At 37.1% G+C, this 22,787-nt stretch carries 18 protein-coding genes; 1 reads left to right on the top strand and 17 read right to left on the bottom strand.

Annotated elements, in window-relative coordinates:
- Window positions 1–3: 3 nt before the first annotated feature.
- The 3 genes from P9E47_RS17100 to P9E47_RS17090 all read right to left on the bottom strand — a co-directional run bounded on the left by P9E47_RS17100 (window position 4) and on the right by P9E47_RS17090 (window position 3,781).
- On the bottom strand, window positions 4–1,938 hold the full coding sequence (locus P9E47_RS17100; RefSeq protein WP_326164117.1) for a PhoX family protein: 1,935 nt from the start codon (window positions 1,936–1,938) through the stop codon (window positions 4–6).
- Between the two features lie 387 nt (window positions 1,939–2,325).
- Entirely contained in the window at window positions 2,326–2,778 is a 453-nt protein-coding gene (locus tag P9E47_RS17095; RefSeq protein ID WP_003329727.1) for a hypothetical protein, read from the bottom strand.
- 118 nt (window positions 2,779–2,896) lie between these two features.
- Complete coding sequence (locus tag P9E47_RS17090; protein WP_326164115.1) at window positions 2,897–3,781, bottom strand: LysR family transcriptional regulator; 885 nt, start codon at window positions 3,779–3,781, stop codon at window positions 2,897–2,899.
- Between the two features lie 133 nt (window positions 3,782–3,914).
- Here P9E47_RS17090 and P9E47_RS17085 point away from each other — a divergent pair, with 133 nt between their 5' ends.
- Window positions 3,915–5,105 carry a coenzyme F420-0:L-glutamate ligase gene (locus P9E47_RS17085; RefSeq protein ID WP_003329730.1) on the top strand — a complete coding sequence of 397 codons (1,191 nt, stop codon included), beginning with the start codon at window positions 3,915–3,917 and terminating at the stop codon, window positions 5,103–5,105.
- Between the two features lie 317 nt (window positions 5,106–5,422).
- Here the strand turns inward: P9E47_RS17085 and P9E47_RS17080 are convergent, their stop codons facing one another.
- From P9E47_RS17080 to P9E47_RS17015, 14 genes are all read right to left on the bottom strand, one after another.
- On the bottom strand, window positions 5,423–7,117 hold the full coding sequence (locus P9E47_RS17080) for an RNA-binding domain-containing protein (protein WP_003329731.1): 1,695 nt from the start codon (window positions 7,115–7,117) through the stop codon (window positions 5,423–5,425).
- Between the two features lie 263 nt (window positions 7,118–7,380).
- Window positions 7,381–7,860 carry a 23S rRNA (pseudouridine(1915)-N(3))-methyltransferase RlmH gene (gene rlmH / locus P9E47_RS17075; RefSeq protein ID WP_326164114.1) on the bottom strand — a complete coding sequence of 160 codons (480 nt, stop codon included), beginning with the start codon at window positions 7,858–7,860 and terminating at the stop codon, window positions 7,381–7,383.
- Window positions 7,861–7,943: 83 nt separating this feature from the next.
- Window positions 7,944–8,099: a CxxH/CxxC protein gene (locus P9E47_RS17070; protein WP_326164113.1), complete on the bottom strand. Its 156-nt coding sequence runs from the start codon at window positions 8,097–8,099 to the stop codon at window positions 7,944–7,946.
- 155 nt (window positions 8,100–8,254) lie between these two features.
- A complete protein-coding gene (locus P9E47_RS17065) occupies window positions 8,255–9,478 on the bottom strand; it encodes a S1C family serine protease (RefSeq protein ID WP_326164111.1) in 1,224 nt (407 codons plus the stop codon).
- Between the two features lie 269 nt (window positions 9,479–9,747).
- Window positions 9,748–10,542 (bottom strand): MBL fold metallo-hydrolase, encoded by a 795-nt coding sequence (locus P9E47_RS17060; RefSeq protein ID WP_003329735.1) that lies wholly within the window; start codon window positions 10,540–10,542, stop codon window positions 9,748–9,750.
- Window positions 10,526–11,341, bottom strand: a complete 816-nt coding sequence (locus tag P9E47_RS17055; protein WP_003329736.1) for a two-component system regulatory protein YycI — start codon at window positions 11,339–11,341, stop codon at window positions 10,526–10,528. The genes P9E47_RS17060 and P9E47_RS17055 overlap by 17 nt, the downstream gene beginning before the upstream one ends.
- Complete coding sequence (locus P9E47_RS17050) at window positions 11,328–12,662, bottom strand: YycH family regulatory protein (RefSeq protein ID WP_003329737.1); 1,335 nt, start codon at window positions 12,660–12,662, stop codon at window positions 11,328–11,330. The genes P9E47_RS17055 and P9E47_RS17050 overlap by 14 nt, the downstream gene beginning before the upstream one ends.
- Entirely contained in the window at window positions 12,659–14,488 is a 1,830-nt protein-coding gene (gene walK, locus P9E47_RS17045) for a cell wall metabolism sensor histidine kinase WalK (RefSeq protein WP_003329738.1), read from the bottom strand. The genes P9E47_RS17050 and walK overlap by 4 nt, the downstream gene beginning before the upstream one ends.
- Window positions 14,489–14,493: 5 nt before the next feature.
- On the bottom strand, window positions 14,494–15,198 hold the full coding sequence (yycF, locus tag P9E47_RS17040) for a response regulator YycF (RefSeq protein WP_003329740.1): 705 nt from the start codon (window positions 15,196–15,198) through the stop codon (window positions 14,494–14,496).
- A gap of 189 nt (window positions 15,199–15,387) precedes the next feature.
- Window positions 15,388–16,839, bottom strand: a complete 1,452-nt coding sequence (locus P9E47_RS17035) for a peptidoglycan DD-metalloendopeptidase family protein (RefSeq protein WP_326164109.1) — start codon at window positions 16,837–16,839, stop codon at window positions 15,388–15,390.
- Between the two features lie 427 nt (window positions 16,840–17,266).
- On the bottom strand, window positions 17,267–18,559 hold the full coding sequence (locus P9E47_RS17030) for an adenylosuccinate synthase (protein ID WP_003329742.1): 1,293 nt from the start codon (window positions 18,557–18,559) through the stop codon (window positions 17,267–17,269).
- Window positions 18,560–18,755: 196 nt separating this feature from the next.
- Window positions 18,756–20,111 (bottom strand): replicative DNA helicase, encoded by a 1,356-nt coding sequence (dnaB, locus tag P9E47_RS17025; protein WP_003329743.1) that lies wholly within the window; start codon window positions 20,109–20,111, stop codon window positions 18,756–18,758.
- A 245-nt stretch (window positions 20,112–20,356) separates the two neighbouring features.
- Window positions 20,357–20,803 (bottom strand): 50S ribosomal protein L9, encoded by a 447-nt coding sequence (rplI, locus tag P9E47_RS17020; RefSeq protein WP_326164107.1) that lies wholly within the window; start codon window positions 20,801–20,803, stop codon window positions 20,357–20,359.
- A complete protein-coding gene (locus tag P9E47_RS17015) occupies window positions 20,803–22,773 on the bottom strand; it encodes a DHH family phosphoesterase (RefSeq protein ID WP_326164106.1) in 1,971 nt (656 codons plus the stop codon). Before P9E47_RS17015 ends, rplI begins: the two co-directional genes overlap by 1 nt.
- Window positions 22,774–22,787: the final 14 nt, after the last annotated feature.

The raw sequence follows: 22,787 nt of genomic DNA, 5'->3' as shown, positions 1-22,787 counted from the left end.
ATATCAGTTACCCTTTTTACCAGATTGAGAGAAATCCGGCATTTTTGTTACAGATGGCAGACCAGAGATATAACCAATACCACCTGTTTTATTAATACCAATTTGTTCATCAACTGCTTTAAGTAGTTCTTCTTTATTAACTGCTGTAATGGCCTTACCATCCACTTCGTCACCAGGATGCTGGAAATTACTTAAAATGTATGAGAATCCATTACGGTCATCAGCAGCAAATAAGCCAGTTGCTTCCGCTCCTGCTGGAACAGATAAAATTCGAGCTAATTCTTTAGTATCAACATTATAAGCCCAAACGAAGTTATTTGTGTATGCACCACTATCTTCACCAATAAATAGTACTCTCATAGCTTCAGAGTAACTTAGGTTATCTGGATTCGCTACTTTATCTACATTCGCAGTGTTTCCGTATGCATCAGCTTCTTTTAAATCTTCACCAACAACTAATCCAGACATTGAAAGTGCTACATATGAGCTATTAATTGCCTTTCCTTGACTATCTTTTTGGCCACCTTGTAGGTCTAATTGATAAGTTACACCAGCTTTAATTTTTGGCAATTGAATATGGTCTGCTGGGTCTTTTCCTGTTGAATCTTTTTCCATAGCCTTACTTTGATCGGAAATTGCAATATAAACTTTTTTATCCTTTTCGTTTAGTACTACGCCTTCCATTTTATTAAATTCTGTAGTCGCACCAAGAATAGCCGCATATCGACGAGTTTCAAGGAAGGCTGCTGCTTTTTCTTTGCCAGGTTTAAGTTTTAAGTATTCAACTTTTCCTTCATTTGAGTATGTTTTAATAGCGGTGAAACCTTCTTTAGGAGCATCTGAAGTTTCAAAAATATCATTGAATGTAATGCCGCTATCAATAATATCTTTCACTTCTTTATCCGTTGCATGTCCTAAATTAATCCATTTTAAATCTCCTGAGCCACCGTTTTCAATACCTGTTTGTTTAAATGTAGCTGCATATAATGTACCTGATGATAAATCCTTTTCTTTGTCCGCTACATACATAAACATTCCTGTATTACCACCATCATCCCCGTAAAAAACAGTTTTGTTATCAGGCATGACTTTAGCTAACTCATGAGAGAAACGTCCTGTACTGTAATGTTTTACAACTGATGTTTTACCATTCTTATCTACTGTAATTTCAGGAGTATAGCCATAGAAATAAGGATTAGCCTTTGCTTTATCTCCGAAATAGAATTGAGAGAATGTTTCAACTTGACTTCTTACTTTCGAAGTTGGGTCTAAGAAAAGACGTGCATCTGGTTCATACTCTTCAGAACCTAAATGTGTATTCCATGGAGATAATGATCCGTTACATGGAATCCAAAGTCCATTCACGGCTGAAAAATCAATTTTTTCTACTTTTACAGTTTTAAGTTCACCTGTTTTTTTGTCCTGTTCCAACTCAGTTAAAGACATAGATGCTGGAACTAAACCGTATGCTGATTTACCAGCAGCATCAACAGTTTGATATTCATAATGTGTAATCATATAAAGTTTACCGTTAATAGGCATTAATAAGCTGTTTGAATCTGGAGCATCGGAGACAAAGTAGCCTCCGTTTGTGCTGCTTGGATCCTTAATTGGATTTCCATTTACATCAATGGGAGTACCTGCAGGAATTTTTTCCCCTTTAACTGTTGCTACCTTATCTTCGGATTTAAATAGGTAGTTGTAAGACAGCGGAAATGTTTTTACTTTTCCATTGATATATTTCACATCAACTGTTGCATTTGTATATGTTTTTACCATTTCATCAATAGTAGTAGGTGCTGCCATTCCATTAAATTTAACAGATTCTATTTTAATATTTTCCTGAGAAGCCGCTACTACTGGTGTTACTGCTGGAACAGTAATAGCTAATGTAAATGCTAAAGTAGCCCCTTTTTTCGCTAGTTTCTTATTAATCATCTAAAAAATCCCCCTAGTAGATTTATAGTTTACAGTTCAATTAAACCAAATAATTGTTAATACAATATTAACCTTGTGTATGTTTTTTATTAGTTCTAAATATTCAATGTTAACAGGGGCTTTTTTTGATAACATTCCATTTTTAATTGATCAAGGTGAACTCAGGGGTTTGGATGTAAACGTAAATAATCCCCACCTGTTAAACCAGATGGGGATTACAAGGGAGGTGAAAAAAGTTCATCCTCCCTCTACAGTTGTCTTCGAATTATAATCCAATTGGAGAGAGGTCCACCATTCAAAGCATGGGACATAATGTAACAAATTCACACTATAAAATCTGGTAGTATAATAGTAAGGTACCAATGTCCACTCGTTACGATCTATTTCTTAGTCGTCTTCATGATGAATTTTTTCGGAAGGAGCAATTGCTAAACCACTAAAGGAAATTGGTCCTACAACAGCAGCTTCCGTACCATTAGTAATATTTTCAACTGTTACTTGATAAAGATGTTTACCTGCCCCCACATTCGTATCTATAGCTTGAAATGTTGCTATATAGTTTACCTCTGAGGTAGGGTCTGATTCCACTCCTTCTTGAGCCCTGAAGATTTCCCTTCCATCACGGAAGATCTTAAACAAAAGTTGAGATGTACCAGTAACTCCACGCACTCCCACTGTCGCAATTAATTCTACATTATTATTATTTGCATTTCTTCGAGGAATAGTTATATTAATATGTGCTACTATCAATCTTTTCGGAGAATGAGGAATCATTTTTGGTCTAATTGTATCAACCTTACTAACCGGTTCTGTTGCTTGATAATCAATTATACGAAACATTAAAGTCACCTCCTTATACAGTAAAATATGCAATTAAAGAGATATAGCTTGGACAATCTAATCATAGTAAGTGCAAAAAGATAAAAAATGCCATACATCAAAATAAGACTTTACAACTTTAGATGTAATTAATTCTTTCTACAAACCTTTTCGCTGCACGTGATAACGAAACGTTTTTTAAATAACAAATACCAATGCTCCTTTTTGGAATTTCCTCTTCTAACAATACCTCGTATAAATATCCCTTTTCTATGTAATCCTTTGAAAACTCTTTTATGATACAAGAAATACCTAAGTTTATTCTTGTAAATTCTATTAATAAATCATAGGATCCAAGTTCGAATACAGGTGAAACCTGGAATCCCTTCTTTTTCAAAAAGTTTTCTACAAAGATTCTTGAGTTTGATTTTTTTTCTAAAAATATTAACGGCATTTTCATTAAATACTCAAAACTAATTGGCTTCTTAGTTATTCTTTTATATTTTTCTCCACAAACAAAAATATCCTGAATCTCCTTACATGGTATGGTTTGAATATTCTCGTCTTGTATAGGTAAATTACATAAGCCTAAGTCCGCTTTGCCAATTTTAATAAGCGCACAAATTTCGGTTGTTGTTCCATTTAATATAGTTAATTTAATTCCGGGGTATCGGAGATGGAATTCCTCCAAATAAGGTAACAGAAAATAACGTGAGATTGTATCTCCAACCCCGATTCGTAATTCTCCAAACTTTAATTGTTTAAATTCTAATAATTTATCTTCTGCAACATTAATCATTCCTATCGCTGAGTTCACGTGTTCATATAATAGACTTCCTTCATTTGTTAATTCTACGCCCTTTGATGTTCGGTAGAAAAGCTGTATATCTAATTCATTCTCCAGCTTTGAAATCGATTGACTGACAGCAGATTGTGTCATATATAGTTCCTGTGCCGCCTTTGAAAAACTTTTATTTCGACCGACAATGTTAAAAATGCGATATAAATCCAATTTCCCAATCACATTACCACCCCTTATACCACATATTATAAACATTAATTTTACTAATATCACTTAAAAGGATATAGTAGTATAGGATAAAAAAATCGTACTTCATTAATTAACAATAAATACTCTTATTAGAGGAGAGATTATATTGGAAAGAGTAGTTGGAACAGTCGTACGCGGACTTCGCGGACCAATCATTAACAAAGGCGATAACATTGAAGAAATTGTCGTAAATACTGTATTAAATACAGCTAAAGTAGAGGGTTTTTCTATTCAAAATCGTGACATCGTTACGATTACTGAATCCGTTGTAGCCCGTGCCCAAGGGAACTATGCGACTATTGACGATATTGCTACAGATATTAAGAGTAAATTTGGAGAAGAAACAATCGGTGTGACTTTTCCAATCCTAAGCCGTAATCGATTTGCGAACTGCCTAAAAGGGATTGCAAAAGGAACAAAGAATGTAGTCTTAATGTTAAGTTATCCCTCTGATGAAGTGGGTAATCACCTAGTAGATATTGACGACCTCGATATTAAAGGAATTAACCCTTGGACAGACGTATTATCAGAAGCTGACTTCCGCAAGCATTTCGGTTATAACAAACATCGATTCACAGGTGTTGACTATATTGATTATTATAAAAGTTTAATCGAAGCGGAAGGAGCAAATTGTGAAGTTATCTTCTCAAACAATGCAAAAACCATTTTAGACTTTACAAAGAATGTGTTAACTTGTGATATTCATTCTCGCTTTAGAACAAAGCGCATCTTAACAAACAATGGGGCTAAAAATGTATTGGGCCTTGATGACATTCTCAAAGAATCAATCAATGGCAGCGGATTTAACGAGGCCTACGGCTTACTAGGATCCAATAAGGCAACGGAAGACAGTGTTAAACTATTCCCTAATAACTGTCAGCCAATTGTCGATAGTATTCAAGCTAAGCTTAAAGAAGAGACAGGAAAAACAGTAGAAGTCATGGTTTACGGCGATGGTGCATTTAAAGATCCAGTGGGTAAAATTTGGGAACTCGCAGACCCTGTTGTATCACCAGGATATACGGCCGGGCTTGACGGCACACCAAATGAAGTGAAATTAAAATACTTAGCAGATAACAATTTCTCACACCTTCGTGGAAAAGAGTTAAAACAGGCTATTTCTGAATATATCCAGAATAAAAATGAAGACCTTGTTGGTGCAATGGAAGCACAAGGAACTACACCACGTAGATTAACGGACCTAATTGGATCATTATCTGATTTAACTTCCGGCAGCGGTGACAAAGGAACCCCAATGATCTATATTCAAGGATACTTCGATAACTATACAAAATAAGAGCAGTACAAAAGGGTGTCTTTTAAATTAAGACACCCTTTTGCTTTATCGTTCATAAACTGTAGCTATTTATGGTTAGGTTCATCGCACCTTATATACCTGCGGTTTTTCCACTAAATATCTCACCATAAGTAAATTAGCTTTATTTTCTTAATTAAAAAGACGAAGTAAAACCACTAAAAATAATAAAGGGTTACCTCGTCTGATTATTAATTTCCATAATGTCCCCATTATGTCCCTATTTTGTCCCCATTTTCACAATTAGTATTTGAATACTAATTATTTAAGCTCTAATGATGTCCCTATTTGTCCCTATTTTATGGTGAATAGATGTACTTCGTTCCCGCTCCTCTTCCTATAGTCTTTACACCATCAGGTTCTAATTCTTGTATTAAACGTTGAACTTGTTTACGATTCATTCCAGTTAATTGTCTTATTTCCTTATTAGTTAGGCTTCGATCTGTCTTTAAAATTGATAGGATTCGAATTTTGACTACCTCTTTATCTAAACTTTGTTGCCGTTCATATTTCAATTCACCTTTTAACATTTCATAAGCATTTCGTGAAAGGGTGAAATACCTACCTTTCCCACGACCAATTGATTCTAATAAGTTAAATTCATTATGCATACGGCTAAGTAGTTCACGGGCTTGTTCCATACTTCTTTGTGCGACATCAGCAGCTATTGAAGTATCAATTTCTTCATGTCTTATTAAATATTGCAATATAAGCAAGTGGTCAACATCAATGTGATGATTTTCTTTCGCCATATAATCAATCAAGTTTTTAAAGTCTTTATTTAGAGGAGAAGATATAAAAGTAAGCTCAATGTTACTACCAATTTCCCTATAGATAGGTGGCTCTTTTCCTTCAATTAATAATGAGCGAAATATCCTTGAAACGCCCAAATTTGAGCGATTGACTAATTTTAGCCTATCTAGTAAATCCATTAAGTGGTTATTCCTCGCTACTGGGGGATGGTGGAGGATGTTTTGAGGAGTAATACCCCCGACAAACTCCCCTGGATTAGTTAGGATTAGCTTATCCTTATATTGTTTCAACATTATAGTTCCAATCATTCGATAGTCCCGATGACCAAATGCATTAAGTAACGCTTCTCTTAGTGCTATTGTCGGATAAGTGCTAAACTCTGGATGTACAAGTCCTGATTCAACAGTTACCATTGGATTATCAACAGCAATATATCGTTCGAGTTCATATAATGCCACGGGAATAGCGTGCGTTCCGTCATCCCTAAGGGAATAATCTGTATCACTGATCATCTTTCTATACGACCATTTATGTTGAGGAATCAACCTTGAAATAGCCTCAGGTTTCCCAACAAGTAACAAGGAACCTTTTGTAAAATAATTATCTTTTAACGCTCCAATTGACCGTAATAAATCCTCATCAGATAATGATAAAAGTTTTTCGTCTACCCTTTCTCTAGACATAATTTCACGTACTCGTTCCATTGCGGAATGTGAGAAAAGACTTTTCCAATCCTCATGTATAATTTCAGCAGTGAAGTCCATTTGAGAGGAAGAATCCATCATTTTACGCCTTAATGACCCAGTATATGGAATACAATCTTTGCCCTGTCTTATTGTTGCTGACCCATCAGTTGTAGTATAAGGCGGCATACCCGGATACACATTCATTAACAATAAGCGCTTTGTTCCCTCAGGTATAACAATATCCTCAAATACCGGAGTTAGATGTGGATCTGTTTTTTCATAAATTCTTTTTTGAAGTATTGTGATTTCCACATCTTGCGGAACACCTAATATTGCATTAGATCTCCCTTTAACTTTATCCGCAACACCGAATACAACACTTCCCCCTCCACCATTGGCCATGCACACAGCCATTCTTAACATCAACTTAATATTGTCATCAAAACTTCTTGTAATCCATTGCTTAAAATCTAATTGTTGTGACTCGAGGTCATCAGCAATATTTGTTTCCAACTTATCTAGTAGACGGTAAATTTCATCTTTAGATATCATCATCTTTAACACCTCCTCCTTTTCAAATTGAATTTTTATACTGTCTGCACAAACTTGAGCATCGGATTACTATCCTTCCTAGTTATATCAAGGCTTATTGGCCAATTTCATTCTGGAAAAGTCGTGTTATTTATTATAAATTCTATATATGTGATTAATTCCCTTCTTAAAAATATTCACTAAAAAGGTAATACAGAAGACTCCGTATCACCTTTCCTAATACTTCATAATAACCATTATTGGACTTATTTCTCTAAAGGCCGCATCTATTTATGATAAGGTTCGTTCCTATTAATCCTAAAAGCCCGATATATCTGCTCCACCAATATTAGCCGCATCAATTGATGAGGAAAGGTCATTTTTGAAAATGATAATGCGTAATCAGCCCGCTTTTCGACTGCCTTGCTTAATCCTAATGAGCCTCCAATGACAAAAGCAATTTTACTTTTACCGTATGTCGCCAGTTGATCAATTTCCCGCGCCAATTCTTCAGAGGTAAGCATTTTCCCTTGAATGGCTAAAATAATAACATACGTATCATCGGAAATTTTTGCAAGAATGCGTTCTCCTTCTTTATCCTTCACTTGTTCCATTTCAACTTCGCTTAAGTTCTCCGGTGCTTTTTCATCGGTCACTTCGATGACTTCTACTTTTGCATAGGGTCCTAATCTTTTTAAATATTCATCGATCCCCTGCTTTAAATATTTCTCTTTTAGTTTGCCAACACTGAAAATTGAGATATTCACATTTGTCCTCCTGCTATAAACAAGTTATCCACAATATTTATCCACATATCCACAAAGCTACTTCCGTATATTGTGGACGAATATTAGTTCGACACAACATATACTGCGATATTTTGACAATATTCACAGGTTGTTGATAAGTCATTTCCTTCTACCTTCTCAATAGTAGGTGCAACTTCATATTCATCAACTATTATATCTAACGCTAATTCAACGTGTTCTTCACAGCATTTAATCATCCTTGTTCACCCTCTATCCACAAAATTTTACTAACAAAACTACTATCAATTATTTTACATGATTAGACATAATCCACAATCCTATTCCATCAAAAAAGGAGATCAATTTATCCACATTGGTAATAACTTGTGGATGATTGATCCCCCTTTTATTCTTAATATGTCTCTTCCTGAGTTAACTTCATTGTCGTTGTGAATTTCTTTCCATCGCGATAATAGGTCACTTCCATAGAATCACCAATCTCTTTGTCAATATACAGATGTTTACGCAACTCAAGCACATCGACGATTGGTTTACCATCTAACTCTACAATCACGTCTAACTCTTTTAAACCGGCAACTGAAGCAGGGGAGTTTGGCATAACACTCACAATGAAGACACCTTTTTCAACGTTCTTAGGCAGTTTTAATGTTTCTTGCCAGTGATAACTTGGGATCTCATTTAATGATCTTAGCCCCACTCCCATAAATGGACGACGGACTTCCCCGAATTTCTCTAGGTCTTCTATTACTGGGATTGCGCTATCAATTGGAATTGCCAGACCAATTCCTTCAACGGCTTGCTCGGCAATCTTCATCGAGTTAATTCCAATAACCTGTCCTTCGATGTTAACAAGTGCACCACCGCTATTACCCGGGTTAATTGCTGCATCCGTTTGAAGAACTTCCGACTGCCAATCAGGTATTCCATCCTTATTAAAGTCTTGAGGAATCGTTCTTTCAACACCACTTATAATACCTTGGGTAACGGACCCTGAAAATTGCAGCCCGAGCGGGTTTCCAATTGCCAGTACAGGCTCCCCAACTACTAAATTATTGGATGTTCCAATTTCAGCTACAGTCTTTACTTTAGCAGCGTCAATTTGGATTACAGCTAAATCCATTAATTCGTCGCTGCCTAGCACTTTGGCTGGAACTCGTTCTCCATCGCTTAAACTGACCTCAACATTTGACGCTCCTGCAATGACATGGTGGTTCGTTACAATGAAGGCTTTCCCATTTTCCTTTTTATAAATAACACCTGAGCCCGTTCCAACCTCACTAGTGTCTTGCCAAAAACCAGTTTCTTGAATGTTAATAACACCAACTACAGCATCGGATACTTTACTGACTGCATCCGTAACTGCAGATGAAATATTTACATTTACGGTTTGTGCTGTACCAGGTACTCCACCCTGATTTGGAACTTCTGATGCCTGCTCAGTTGTAGTTCCTTTCGGTATTAAGTTATAAGGGAGAACATCATATTTCAATAAGGTTGGAATTGTAAAAATGATAATTAATGCCCCTAAAATTGCTCCAACCAGTGATGCTATAAAATATCCTCCGCGACTGCCATTCTTTCTTCTGTTGTCATAATCCTCATTAATATATCCCAATTAGATTCACCAATCCTTTCGCTGATGAATGATATTTCTAGGATGTGCGATCTGAGCTGTTACTACTCAAATTTTTCATATTCGCTCCAGTTTTTTCGTCGCTGAGCGGGTGGCTTCCGCTTTTCTTTGTCTAGCTCCGGCTCCTAGCGACTCGAAAAACTTCACCCGCCTCCCTACGATAAGTCAACATCGATTCGCTTCACTCATCGTGTTTCCTTTATCTCAGTCGCCGTGCTCCAGTTTTTTCGTTAACAGTCGCCTCCGCTTTTCTACACCACCGCAAGTTTTGTGGGGACTTTTGGATCTGTATCGTACAGCTTAAAGTCTTCGCCGACGGCAAATCCTTTTTCCTGCAATGTCTGGGAAACAGACATTCTTGCCAAATCTTTAATGTTATTATCTTTACTTAAATGGGCCAAATAAATACGCTTTGTTTTATCGCCGATGCAATCTGCTAAAGCAAGGCCGGCATCTTCGTTGCAAACATGACCGACATCACTAAGGATGCGGCGTTTTACATTCCAAGGATAAGGGCCCATTCTTAACATTTCAACATCATGATTGGCTTCAAAAATAAAAACGTCTGAATTGCGAATGGTTCCTTTAATTCGATCGCTTACATACCCTAGATCGGTTACTAGCGTTACCTTTTTTCCCATGCTATGGAAGCAGTAAAACATGGGCTCTGCTGCATCATGGGATACCCCAAATGACTCCACATCAATATCAGCAAATGTTTTAACAGACCCAACATCAAAGATGAACTTTTGCTCTGTTGGGATGGCGCCGATTAATCCCTCCATCGCTTTCCACGTCTTCTCATTCGCATAGATCGGTAATTTATACCTTCTGGCCAATATCCCTAACCCTTTAATATGGTCACTATGCTCATGCGTGACTAATAATCCATCTAACTCCTTTGGGTCAAGGTTAACAGTATCCATCAACTGCTCCATTTGTTTCCCACTAAAACCTGCATCTACTAGCAATTTTGCTTTATCTGTTCCAATGTAAAAGGCGTTTCCCGTACTGCCGCTGGCGAGTACACTAAAATGCAAACTCATTTTCTCCAACTCCAGTTTGAATTAATTCAAGTACTTGTCCGTCGATGGCATTGACAAAAAAGTCTTCTTTATTATTAACAACGATATGCCAGGTCGGAACGAATATTTGAACATCACCTGATAATGGAACATTCTTGTAGTATCCTAATTCTACCTTGGTTATATGTCCACCAGATGTCAAATAATCGTTATTATATAAATTTTCAATTGCTTTCAGAGGAAGTAAAACTTCTTGATTCGACCCTTCCTCTTTAATTTCCTTTATATTCGTCAACATCGTTTGCTCATAACTGATAATTTCATTGTCTTCATTTAACTGAATCGAAAGCATTGCATTTTCGTTGAAATATAAAGGCCTTCCCCGATAGGTTTGGAAAAAGATCAGCTTATTTATCTTTTTATTCCAACCCCAATACTTATAGGAATAGCCTGAAATCACATGTTCCTTTAAAAACCCCTGCAAAAATGGCTCAATATTTGTATTTGGGAGTGGAATGGGTCTGTTCAGCTTAGATACAATCCATTCCTGGGTTAAAAATGATACCTTTTGATCTGTCAGTTTTAGTAAATCAGATGAAATAAACCTTTTTCTTTTACCGGTAATATAAGACTCACGTTCGACTTCTTCTGGAAGGCCTACATAGGTGATCTCATCTGCCTCTAACTGCTCTTCAATTGTAGACTCTGTTATATATTCAAGTTCAGCAGTCGTTCTTTTTTCAATAATTTGGAATACCAAAAACAAATCAAGGACAAGAAAAATTAGAATAAAAATAGTCTTAGTTTTACTCCAATCCAAGCTTTTCTCCCCCTTGACTAATAGACGTACTAGAAATATAGATTCCTTCCCACTTTCCGTCATATTTTATATACCATTTCGGTTTTACTGTTGCGACAGCTGTGTTTAATTTTTCTTTTGAAAAGTCATAGCCTACTAGTGCGGCCTCTAATGAACTCAACGTAAAGTCCGGTTTTACTTGCGTTAAATAACTAAGAAGCTCTCTTCCAGATGGTAAAATCACTTGTTTTTGCTCACTATCTATAGCAAATCGCAAATTAGTTAAGGACCGAACATATTCATAAATTTCATTATCTCGCCATGATTCATAGATCATTGTTGCACCCTTGTCATTAAAGACAAGATGGCCGTTCACCATTAATTGAAATTTCACTGTATGTTTAGCCCTGCTCCAATCTATTAATGAAAAAGAATCGGTCCAGCCTGAATGGTCATTAATAAACTCAATTGATTTTAAAATCATTTCTTCAGGTTCCAGCTCGTACACTTCCTGATTAGCTGGATTTACAAATCTCATCATATCTTGATTTTGTGAGATTTCTAATGCCCTTGTTCCATCGGTAAAGGATTCCTCCCCATTATTTAAACGATATTGTTTAAGAGTATTTGGATCGTTAAACAATGCATTTTTAAAATCAGAAGATAAAATATTTTGGGTTGAAAAAGTAAGCTGCTTTATCGCTATCCGTTGTTCCGGTAAATATAAAGTGTGGCCTTGGTTGCCGCTGACAGTAAAATACGGTGAATTCTTAAAATTGCTATGCAGCAACAATTCATTTATTTTGCCCGCCTCATTTTGTTCAACTTTCAATTTTACCGCTTGGTCAGTAGCGTATGAAATCAAATAAAGAGCAGGTTCCTTTGAAAAGCTTACGATAATACGATCAAAATAATTAATATCCCACTCTTGTCTTATTGGCCCCATAATGTAGTTGGAAATATTGATTGGTAAATTAACTGGAAATATCATTTCCAAGCTTCGTTCTTTCAACAAAATGGAATCCAATTGTTCCGGTGTTGAAAAAGTGATATGTTCATATTCCAATGAATTAAGGTCCATCACCATTTGATAAATTTCATCTGTAAACATAGAGTCGGTAACCCCATAATGAAGACCATCCTGATGATAAATAAATTGCGTTGGTTTGATTACTTCATTGAATTGCCGCTTTTCACCAATTGCAACGGAGTTGAGGTTATTTACCTTTTGGCGAAAGTCATACTGGGGCTGAAACGTCCATAATCCCCATGTCAAAGCTAAACTTAATAAAACGAGTAAGGCAAGAATAATTGATTTTATTTTTTCAATCCTTACTTTCATGACAAATCCTCCTCCCTTCGCGGGATGTCAAGAGGAAGCGTAAAGATGATAGTCGTTCCTTTTCCTTCTTCACTATCAGCCCAAATTTCTCCGCCATGAATTTCAATTATTTCCTTCGCGATCGCCAACCCTAAACCAGTACCGCCCATTTTCCGCGAACGGGCTTTATCGACACGGTAAAAACGATCGAATACTTTTGGCAAGTCTGATTTAGGAATACCGACTCCTTCATCTGATATTCTTACATGAAGAATATTTTCCTTTTGCAATAATTCAAATCTCACCTTTCCGCCTTCGGGTGAGTACTTTAATGCATTCGAAATAATGTTATCCAGCACTTGGGTAATCTTATCTTTATCAATCGTGACAAAGCGATCTCGGTGCGAAAAGGCCCTTTCGAAAATAAATTGATCCTCTTTCGCCATCTCAAACCGATCAATAATTTGCTGAAAAAATCCTGTGAAGTTTATGCCTTTCTTAACAAATTGATAATCCTTACTATCTAGTCGAGACAGCTGCAAGAGATCGTTAACAAGACGAATCATCCGCTCCGTTTCCGTCTGTGTAACATTGATGAATCTTGGAGCAAGGTCTTCATTTTCCCATGCACCATCAGCAAGCGCCTCTAAATAACTTCGCATTGTTGTCAGCGGAGTTCTTAATTCATGTGAAACATTGGCAACAAACTCACGGCGTTCCTGGTCGATCGTTTCTTGTTCCGTAACATCCTGTAGAACTGTAATTAATCCTGTTAATTCACCATGGTCATCTTTAATGACAGAGAAGTTAGCACGTAAAATATATTTATTTCGAAAAATATCACTAAAATCAAGCAAAACAGAATCCTTGCTATCAAAAAGCTTTTCCAAAGTTACTGTTTCCTCAAGTTTTAGTAATGACAAAATAGATGTATTTAGAACTGTTTCACGTGAAACATTCAGCATCTTTTCCGCAGGCTCATTCATTAAAATAATATATCCGTCCTTATCGGTAGCGATAACACCATCGGACATATGTGCCAAGACTGTACTCAACTTTCTTCTTTCGCCTTCCGTTGTTTCCTGGGCGATCTCGAGCTTATTCGTCAAATCATTAAAAGTCTCAGCAAGCTGACCAATTTCATCTTCCCCAAATACATTAACCTTTCGAGAAAAATCCCCTTCAGCTAAGACAAGGGCTTGTTTCCGCATATCTGCGATCGGTCTTGTAATCGTGCGGGCGACAAACACCCCTAATAATGCGGTTATTACCAGGGCAATAATAGTACCTGAGGCTAAAATAGCATTGATAACACGCATTTGTTCATAAACTTTTTCCATTGAAGCGATGATGTACATGCCGCCAATCACATCTTCATTCATCTTAACAGGGACTGCCCTTACAAACATCCTGTTTCCTGTTCGAGGATCCAATAAAATTTTCTCTGACTCAATTCCACCAATAATAGCCTTCTTTATTCGGACCTCTGTAGTTCTTCTACCAATCATCCCACGATTATACGGGTCGGAAATACCAATAACACGAAAACTGCTGTCTGCAACTTGGACAGATGTAATATCGTCTGAAAGAAAGTCTTGTAAAATCAAATTAATTTTGTCTTCAAGCTGCAACGTTCTACCACTTCGTTCTTCTTTCATTTCCTGCCCAATATTATAGACTAATAGCCTAATCCGTTCATTAATCGATTCGGTAAAATTGTTGACTAGCTGCTGTTCAAGCTCACGAACAAAGTATACGCCAATAACCTGGATGGCAAATAAGATGAGCAAAACATAAATTAATACGAATTTAAAATAGATCGATTTAAAGAAACCGACTTTTTTCATTGCTGTTACTCCTGATCTGGATTTCTGAAATAATAACCTACTCCACGACGAGTGACAATCCATGATGGATGACTGGGGATGTCCTCTATCTTTTCTCTTAACCTCCGAACAGTCACATCAACTGTGCGAACATCACCAAAATAATCATACCCCCACACAGTTTGTAAAAGATGCTCACGAGTCATCACTTGGCCTATATGTTTAGCTAAATAATGAACAAGCTCAAATTCACGATGTGTCAATTCAATCTGTTCTCCTCTTTTTGTGACAACATATGCATCGGGATGGATCGAAAGTGCTCCTACAACGATCTCCGATAATTCCCCATTACCTTTGTCAGCATCTTGTTGATGTCTTCGTAAATTCGCTTTAACCCGAGCAATTAATTCTCTATTACTAAATGGTTTTGTCACATAATCATCTGCTCCAAGCTCTAACCCTAATACTTTATCTATTTCGGAGTCCTTCGCTGTTAACATAATAATCGGCATTTCATATTTTTTTCTAACTTCACGACAAACTTCCATTCCATCCTTGTGCGGTAACATAATATCTAATAAAATTAAATCCGGTTTTACTTCTTCCACCTTGCGAAGAGCCTCTAACCCATCATAAGCACAAGTAACCTTATAGCCTTCTTTCTCTAAATTAAATTGCAAAATATCCGCTATCGGCATTTCGTCATCGACAACTAGAATGTGCTTTTCCAACTAATTCACTCCCCCATAATCGTTCAGAAGTTTCCTATTTTACTTTACCATTTCTTTAGCTTTTAAGCATCCCTTGACGTCCACTTTGTAAGATATTCCCGAGTTTTTCCCATTAATTCCAATGACAAAAAGGGCTACCCAAATGCAGCAAGCACACGCTCATTTGAGAAGCCCTATTATATTATGATTCTACAATTGTTTTCTTGGGTTTACTAATTTACCATTTTCATATACTTCGAAGTGCAAATGGGTACCTGTTGAATTACCAGTTGAGCCCATTACACCGATCTTTTGACCTTTTGAAACAGTTTGACCGACTTTTACTTCAATTTTTGATAAATGGCCGTACAATGTTTTCATGCCATTGCCATGGTTGATGACAATCTTATTTCCATAACCACCATCATAGCCTGCAGACTCTATTTTACCATTATCAGCTGCCATGATTGTGTAGTTACTTGGTCCCGCAATATCAATACCCTTATGCTGTCTTCCCCATCTGTATCCCATTGGACTTGAAATATATCCACCAACAGTTGGCCAGCTTAAATTGCCAGTTCCACGAGATGGGATCACCTTTGTTCCTTTAATCATAATCTTCTTTGTAGGTTCCTTCACGATAGCCTCATCTACGACTACCTTTTTTGCAATCGAACCATTCTTTTCAATAATGGAGTATCTTACTACTTTTTCTCCATTCACACCTTCTTGCTTAACATTGGTTGTGCCTTTAAATACGGTTTTATCCTCGATGACCTCTGTTTCGAAAGGAATTACTTCATTTCGAACAGCATTTTTTTCAACTGTTACATGAACTAACGGTTCATATGACTGTATGTTCACTTCATCCCCAATATGTATGGTTGCCTCTTCGTTTAAATTTGGATTCAATTTAAGAAATTGCGCTAATGTTAAACCATTATCATTTGCAATTTGGCCTAATACTTCCCCTTCCTTTACTACATGTTTCTTCGGTTGGAGAGTACCTTTTACTAATAGCTCCACTGCTTTATCAACAGATAAAATATCTTCCGGAACAACTTTCTCAGCGGCTGATGTAACATTTTCTTCTAGATGAACGTCAATATATACGAAGTCATCGTATTTAACTTCTTTTGAACCATTCTCCAGCTCAGTCAGAACTTTTTCTGGAACATATTTCATCTTTAACCTTTTAATAACTCGGTCAGCCTCTTCTTTATTGGATACAAATGCAACAGCCTTGCCATCAACGGCAATTCCTTCAGCATCTGCCAACACATTAAATGAACTATTTACATTTTTAATGGCTTCTTTATTATCGTATAAAGGTGTATACACTCTTTCTGGTACATATGTAATCTGATCATCTATGGAAAAATCTAATTCACTATATGTATTTTCAGCTTCTTTAATCTTTTTCTTTAGTACATCGTTAATTACGGTCTTATCACTAACAGTACCAAGCAAATTACCTTCGGAATATATGTGGTATACAGTATCAACATCTTTATCTTTATCGTTAGCAGCATATACAGAACCAATTGACAAAGTAGCAACAACAGAAGTTGCAATAATCGCCTTTTTAATCGTTTTATTGGAATGAGGTGGTTGGAATAGTCGTGTCATATTAGCAGTCATCTTTTGTAAAAATTGAACCACGGAACTTCCTCCTATGTTTCTTCCTACTCCTTCTTTCTGTAAAGAAAATTTCAGAATTTTTTTAATGAAACATGCCCATATTTCACCTTTTTTAATTTACCATAAATTAATCTAAAACTCTACCAAAATCCTAAATTTGTCGAAAATACCCGAAAATAGAAATAGGCTATACCATATGTAGTGTACAACCACATATAATACCCAGATATAGTTCTAGGTATTATATATAGATGCTACACCTATTTAGGACAGCCAATTATCACTTTATTATGTTATCATTGTCTAGCTCCAGCCACCCAGCGGCTCGTAAAACTTCACTCGCCTCCCTACGATAAGTCAACATCGACTCATTTTATTCGTCGTGTTTCCTATATCTCAGTCGACGCGCTCCAGTTTTTTCGCCGCTTAACGGGTGGCTTACGCTTTTCTAATTTGAAGCATAAACGCTGCGAATCACATTTGTTTGGTTTCTGTCAGGGCCTACTGAAAAAACAGAAAGTGGAATACCTGTTAATTGTGAAACACGTTCAACATAATGGCGTGCATTTTCAGGAAGCTCATCTAACTTTTTAACACCAGTAATATCCTCAGTCCAGCCTGGCATTTCTTCATAAACTGGCTCACATTCTGCTAAAACTTTTAAGCTTGCTGGGAACTCTTCAATAACTTCACCTTTATATTTGTAAGCAACGCAAATTTTTAATGTTTCAATGCCTGTTAAAACGTCAATAGAATTTAATGATAAATCTGTAATTCCACTAACACGACGTGCATGACGAACTACTACACTGTCAAACCAGCCAACGCGGCGTGGGCGGCCTGTTGTTGTTCCATACTCACGGCCCACTTCACGAATTTGGTGACCAATTTCGTCATGAAGCTCAGTTGGGAATGGGCCATCGCCGACACGTGTTGTATAGGCCTTACAAACACCAACAACATGGTTGATTTTTGAAGGCCCCACACCAGATCCAATTGTAACTCCACCAGCAACTGGATTGGAGGATGTAACAAACGGATATGTACCTTGGTCAATATCTAACATAACCCCTTGTGCACCTTCAAATAATACACGTCTTCCCTCATCAAGGGCATTATTTAATACAACAGATGTGTCACATACGTATTTTGCAAACTGTTGTCCATAGTTATAATATTCATCTAAAATATCTTCAATCTTAAAGCCTTCTGCATCATAAAGCTTTTCAAGAATACGATTCTTTTCCGCTAAGTTCTGCGTTAACTTTCTTTCAAATTCCTCACGGTCTAATAAATCAGCAATTCTAATGCCAATACGAGCAGCTTTATCCATATAAGCCGGACCAATACCTTTTTTAGTAGTACCTATTTTGTTAGCACCTTTTCGTTCTTCGTCTAACTCATCAATTTTTAGATGATAAGGCAGGATAACATGGGCGCGGTTGCTAATTCTTAAATTATCAGTATTTACACCTTCGTTATGTAAGTATTGTAATTCCGTTACTAACGCTTTAGGGTCAATAACCATTCCGTTCCCAATTACACAAATTTTATCGTTAAAGAAAATCCCGGATGGAATTAAATGTAGTTTATACTTTTTGCCACCAAATACAATCGTGTGACCTGCGTTATTTCCACCTTGGTAACGAGCAACGACCTCTGCATTTTGTGATAGAAAGTCAGTAATCTTTCCTTTACCTTCATCGCCCCATTGTGATCCTACTACTACTACTGAAGACATTTTTGTCTGCACCTCCGAATATAAATACGGCATAATTTTTCCATGAGTCTATTGTCACTGAATTAAGTATAAATTTGCTTAAGGAATGCAAATAAATACCAAAGTAAGTGTAACAATATACAACTTTAAAGTCAATTAAACACGAACAATTTTTAATAAAATTGAATACTTTGTTCGTAAAAAAGCAACCCAATGCTTAAGCACTAGGTTGCATATCTCGATGACGTTCTAGATTAACGAATTTATTATATTCCTTAACGAACGCAAGCTCTACCGTCCCTACAGGGCCGTTACGCTGCTTGGCAATGATGATTTCAATTATATTTTGGTTTTCTGTTTCTTTATCATAGTAATCATCGCGGTATAAGAAAGCGACAATATCCGCATCCTGCTCAATACTTCCTGATTCACGAATATCTGACATCATCGGGCGCTTATCCTGACGTTGCTCAACACCACGGGAAAGCTGTGACAACGCAATAACTGGAACACTTAATTCACGTGCCAATGCTTTCAGGGATCTGGATATTTCTGATACTTCCTGCTGACGGTTCTCACCTGAACGTCCGCTGCCTTGAATTAATTGCAAGTAATCGATTAAAATCATGCCAAGTCCATGTTCCTGCTGTAATCGGCGGCACTTGGAGCGGATTTCGTTAATTCTAACCCCTGGAGTATCATCGATATAAATACCTGCATTCGATAGGCTCCCCATCGCCATTGTGAGCTTTTTCCAATCATCTTCTGACATTTTTCCAGTTCTTAAGGCTTGTGCATCAATATTTCCTTCCGCACACAGCATCCTCATAACAAGCTGCTCTGCGCCCATCTCTAGACTAAAAATCGCAACATTTTCATCCGTTTTCGTGGCAACGTTTTGGGCAATATTCAAGGCAAAGGCGGTTTTACCAACTGATGGACGGGCCGCGACGATAATTAAGTCATTGCGTTGAAATCCAGCCGTCATTCGGTCTAAATCAACGAAACCGGTTGGAATTCCCGTTACATCCCCTTTACGGTTATGAAGGACCTCGATATTATCATAAACGTTAGCCAATACATCTTTAATATTTCTAAAACCGCTCGTATTTTTTCGATTTGCTACTTCAAGGATCGATTTTTCCGCGTCATTTAATAATGCTTCCACATCATCTTCACTGTTAAAGCCATCTGTAACGATGACAGTCGCAGTACGGATGAGTCGTCTTAATATAGATTTTTCTTCCACAATTCGAGCGTAATATTCTATATTGGCAGCTGTTGGAACAGCATCAGCTAAATCACTCAAATATTGAAGTCCACCGACTTCCTCCAAAAGCTTTTTGTCAGCGAGTTCTGAAGTCACTGTTACGATATCAACCGGCTCGCCCTTTTCTGAAAGATCAAGCATAGCAGTAAATATTTTCGAATGGGCTGTTCGATAGAAATCATCAGGCACCAAAATTTCTGAAGCAGTTGTTAAAGCAGACGGCTCAAGAAAGATTGCACCAATGATCGCTTGTTCTGCCTCCAGATTATGCGGTGGTGTTCGATCAGTAAATACATCACTCATATTGACTGCCCCTCTCATTTAAGTTAAATCTTGCATTTGAAAAGAGGCTGTCCAGAATCTTTGTGGCAGCCTCTTTATAATAATTTGCGTATATCTGTCTAGCTCCTGTGCCCAGCGACTCGAAAAACTTCCCCCGTCTCCCTACGATAAGTCAACATCGACTCTTTTCATTCGTCGTGTTTCCTTTATATCAGTCGACGTGCTCCAGTTTTTTCGTCGCTGAACGGGCACTTCCGCTTTTCTATTTAGTTTCCTTTTACATGTACCTTTAATGTAGCTGTAACCTCATGATGAAGCTTAACCGGTACATTTGTTACACCTAGTGAACGAATAGAGTCGTCTAGGTCTAATTTACGTTTATCAATTTTAATGCTGTAGGCTTTGTTTAGCTCATCTGCAATTTGCTTCGAAGTAATCGACCCAAATAGTCTACCGCCTTCTCCTGATTTAGCAGATAGCTCAACTGTAAGCTTTTCTAGCTTTTCTTTTAACACTTTTGCTTCTTGTAATTCTTCAGCAGCTTCGCGCTCCTGTTTTTTCTTCTGCGCTTCTAATGATTTCATATTTGCAGGTGTTGCTTCAAGGGCTAAATTATTCTTTAAAAGGAAATTATGGGCATATCCGTCAGCAACATTCTTGATTTCACCTTTTTTTCCTTTACCTTTAACATCTTGTAAAAATATAACTTTCATTATTTTTTTCCCCCTTCGAGATAATCATCGATAGCATCTTTTAATAATTGTTCAACTTCATCAATTGTTTTTCCTTCAATTTGAGTGGCTGCATTTGTTAAATGACCACCCCCACCTAAGCTCTCCATAATGATTTGAACGTTAACATCACCTAATGAACGAGCACTAATACTTATTTTACCATCTTGCCTTTTAGAAATCACAAATGAGGCGATCACATTATTCATTGATAATAGTGCATCCGCTGCTTGGGCTATCAATACTTGGCCAAAGGTTTGATCGGCTCCGGCTTTCGCAACAGCAATTCCTTTTTTATAGATTTTACTATTTTCAATTAGCTTTGACCGTTTAATATATTGGTCTAAGTCTTCTTTTAGGAATCTTTGGACAAGTACCGTATCGGCGCCATGCGAGCGTAAATAGGAGGCTGCATCAAAGGTCCGCGAACCGGTTCGCAATGTAAAACTTTTCGTATCAACGATGATCCCTGCTAATAATGCCGTTGATTCTAACATATCAATTTTTAATGTTTTCGGCTGATATTCTAATAACTCCGTAACAAGCTCTGATGTAGAGGATGCATAAGGCTCCATATACACCATAACTGGATTCTCAATGAATTCTTCACCGCGACGATGGTGGTCAACAACGACGACATTATCAAGCTTATTAAGTAGCCTCTGGTCAATGACCATAGATGGCTTATGAGTATCAACAACAACTAGTAAAGAATGGTCAGTAGCAATTTCTAAAGCCTCTTCAGGTGAAATAAATCTTTGCCATAACTCACCTTTCAATCTAACCTCGGCCATTAGCCTTTGGACACCTGAATCAATATCGTTTTCATTAAGAACAACATAGCCTTCCGTATTATTTGCCTCTGCAACCTTTAGAATCCCTATCGCTGCCCCAATCGCATCCATGTCAGGCGCTTTATGTCCCATTATAAAAACTTTATCACTAGCAAGCACCCATTCACGAAGGGCATGAGAGATTACTCTTGCTCTTACTCTCGTCCGTTTCTCCATTGGATTCGTCTTACCGCCATAAAACTTCACTTTTCCATTCAGGCTTTTAATCGCAACCTGGTCGCCTCCTCTACCAAGGGCGAGTTCCAAACTGGATTGCGCCAAACCTCCAAGCTCCGGCAAATTAGAAGAATCACTGCCAATCCCAATGCTAAGCGTCAACGAAACATTTTGTTTTGTTGTTAATTCCCGAACTTCGTCTAAAATATCAAATTTTGTTTTTTCCAGCTGGGTTAAGATTAATTGATTAAACACTGCAATAAAACGGTCCGATGAAGTTCTTTTAAGGAAAATACCGTATTTACTAGCCCAATTATTAAGGATAGAGATCACTTTGCTATTGATTGTACTTTTGGTTTGATCATCCATTCCTTGTGTTACATCATCATAATTATCTAAAAAGATGATTGCTAATACAGCTTTTTCTTCCTCGTATAATCGCTCAATTTCCTCTTGGTTCGTTATGTCGAAAAAATATAGAAGTCTTTCATCTCGTTTAATATGAACGTGGAATATTTGTCCATCTAAAATTATTTTGTTATGATCTGATTCACCTTTTAAAAGTGAAATCATACCATCAGATATTGTGTTTAAATGGCGCCCTATTAACGTTTCCTCATTTAGAACATCCGCCAAATAATGGTTAGACCACTCAATTTGATGCTCATCGTTATATAATAGAATTCCGATAGGCATTTCCATCAGCGCTTCATCGCCAACTTTTTTTACACGATGGGATAATGTTGAAATATATTGTTCCATCTCTTCATACAAATTAAGCTCATATCTTAATAAGTAATAAACGATTACGCCCATGATTACAAAGAAGATTACCCCAAACACCCATTGAAAATAAGCTATGGTTGCCATCATGGCTATTGATAATATCAAGAAGAGAATAAACGGAATGCTTCGCCATCGTTTTTTGATTGAATTTGGCATATCTTCATCTCCAC

The sequence above is a fragment of the Schinkia azotoformans genome, from assembly GCF_035811335.1.
Classification (GTDB): Bacteria; Bacillota; Bacilli; order Bacillales; family Bacillaceae_J; genus Schinkia; species Schinkia azotoformans.
Note: the sequence above shows the minus strand (reverse complement) of the source record. Positions and strands in the feature narration are given on the sequence as shown.

What these genes read in the sequence shown, in the direction of transcription:
- P9E47_RS17070 (WP_326164113.1), bottom strand. Translation starts at nt 8,099, where the DNA reads ATGATTAAATGCTGTGAAGAACACGTTGAATTAGCGTTAGATATAATA.
- P9E47_RS17030 (WP_003329742.1), bottom strand. Translation starts at nt 18,559, where the DNA reads ATGTCTTCAGTAGTAGTAGTAGGATCACAATGGGGCGATGAAGGTAAA.
- rplI (WP_326164107.1), bottom strand. Translation starts at nt 20,803, where the DNA reads ATGAAAGTTATATTTTTACAAGATGTTAAAGGTAAAGGAAAAAAAGGT.
- P9E47_RS17060 (WP_003329735.1), bottom strand. Translation starts at nt 10,542, where the DNA reads ATGAGTTTGCATTTTAGTGTACTCGCCAGCGGCAGTACGGGAAACGCC.
- walK (WP_003329738.1), bottom strand. Translation starts at nt 14,488, where the DNA reads ATGAAAAAAGTCGGTTTCTTTAAATCGATCTATTTTAAATTCGTATTA.
- P9E47_RS17095 (WP_003329727.1), bottom strand. Translation starts at nt 2,778, where the DNA reads ATGTTTCGTATAATTGATTATCAAGCAACAGAACCGGTTAGTAAGGTT.
- P9E47_RS17080 (WP_003329731.1), bottom strand. Translation starts at nt 7,117, where the DNA reads ATGATGATATCTAAAGATGAAATTTACCGTCTACTAGATAAGTTGGAA.
- P9E47_RS17015 (WP_326164106.1), bottom strand. Translation starts at nt 22,773, where the DNA reads ATGCCAAATTCAATCAAAAAACGATGGCGAAGCATTCCGTTTATTCTC.
- dnaB (WP_003329743.1), bottom strand. Translation starts at nt 20,111, where the DNA reads ATGAGTGATGTATTTACTGATCGAACACCACCGCATAATCTGGAGGCA.
- P9E47_RS17100 (WP_326164117.1), bottom strand. Translation starts at nt 1,938, where the DNA reads ATGATTAATAAGAAACTAGCGAAAAAAGGGGCTACTTTAGCATTTACA.
- P9E47_RS17050 (WP_003329737.1), bottom strand. Translation starts at nt 12,662, where the DNA reads ATGAAAGTAAGGATTGAAAAAATAAAATCAATTATTCTTGCCTTACTC.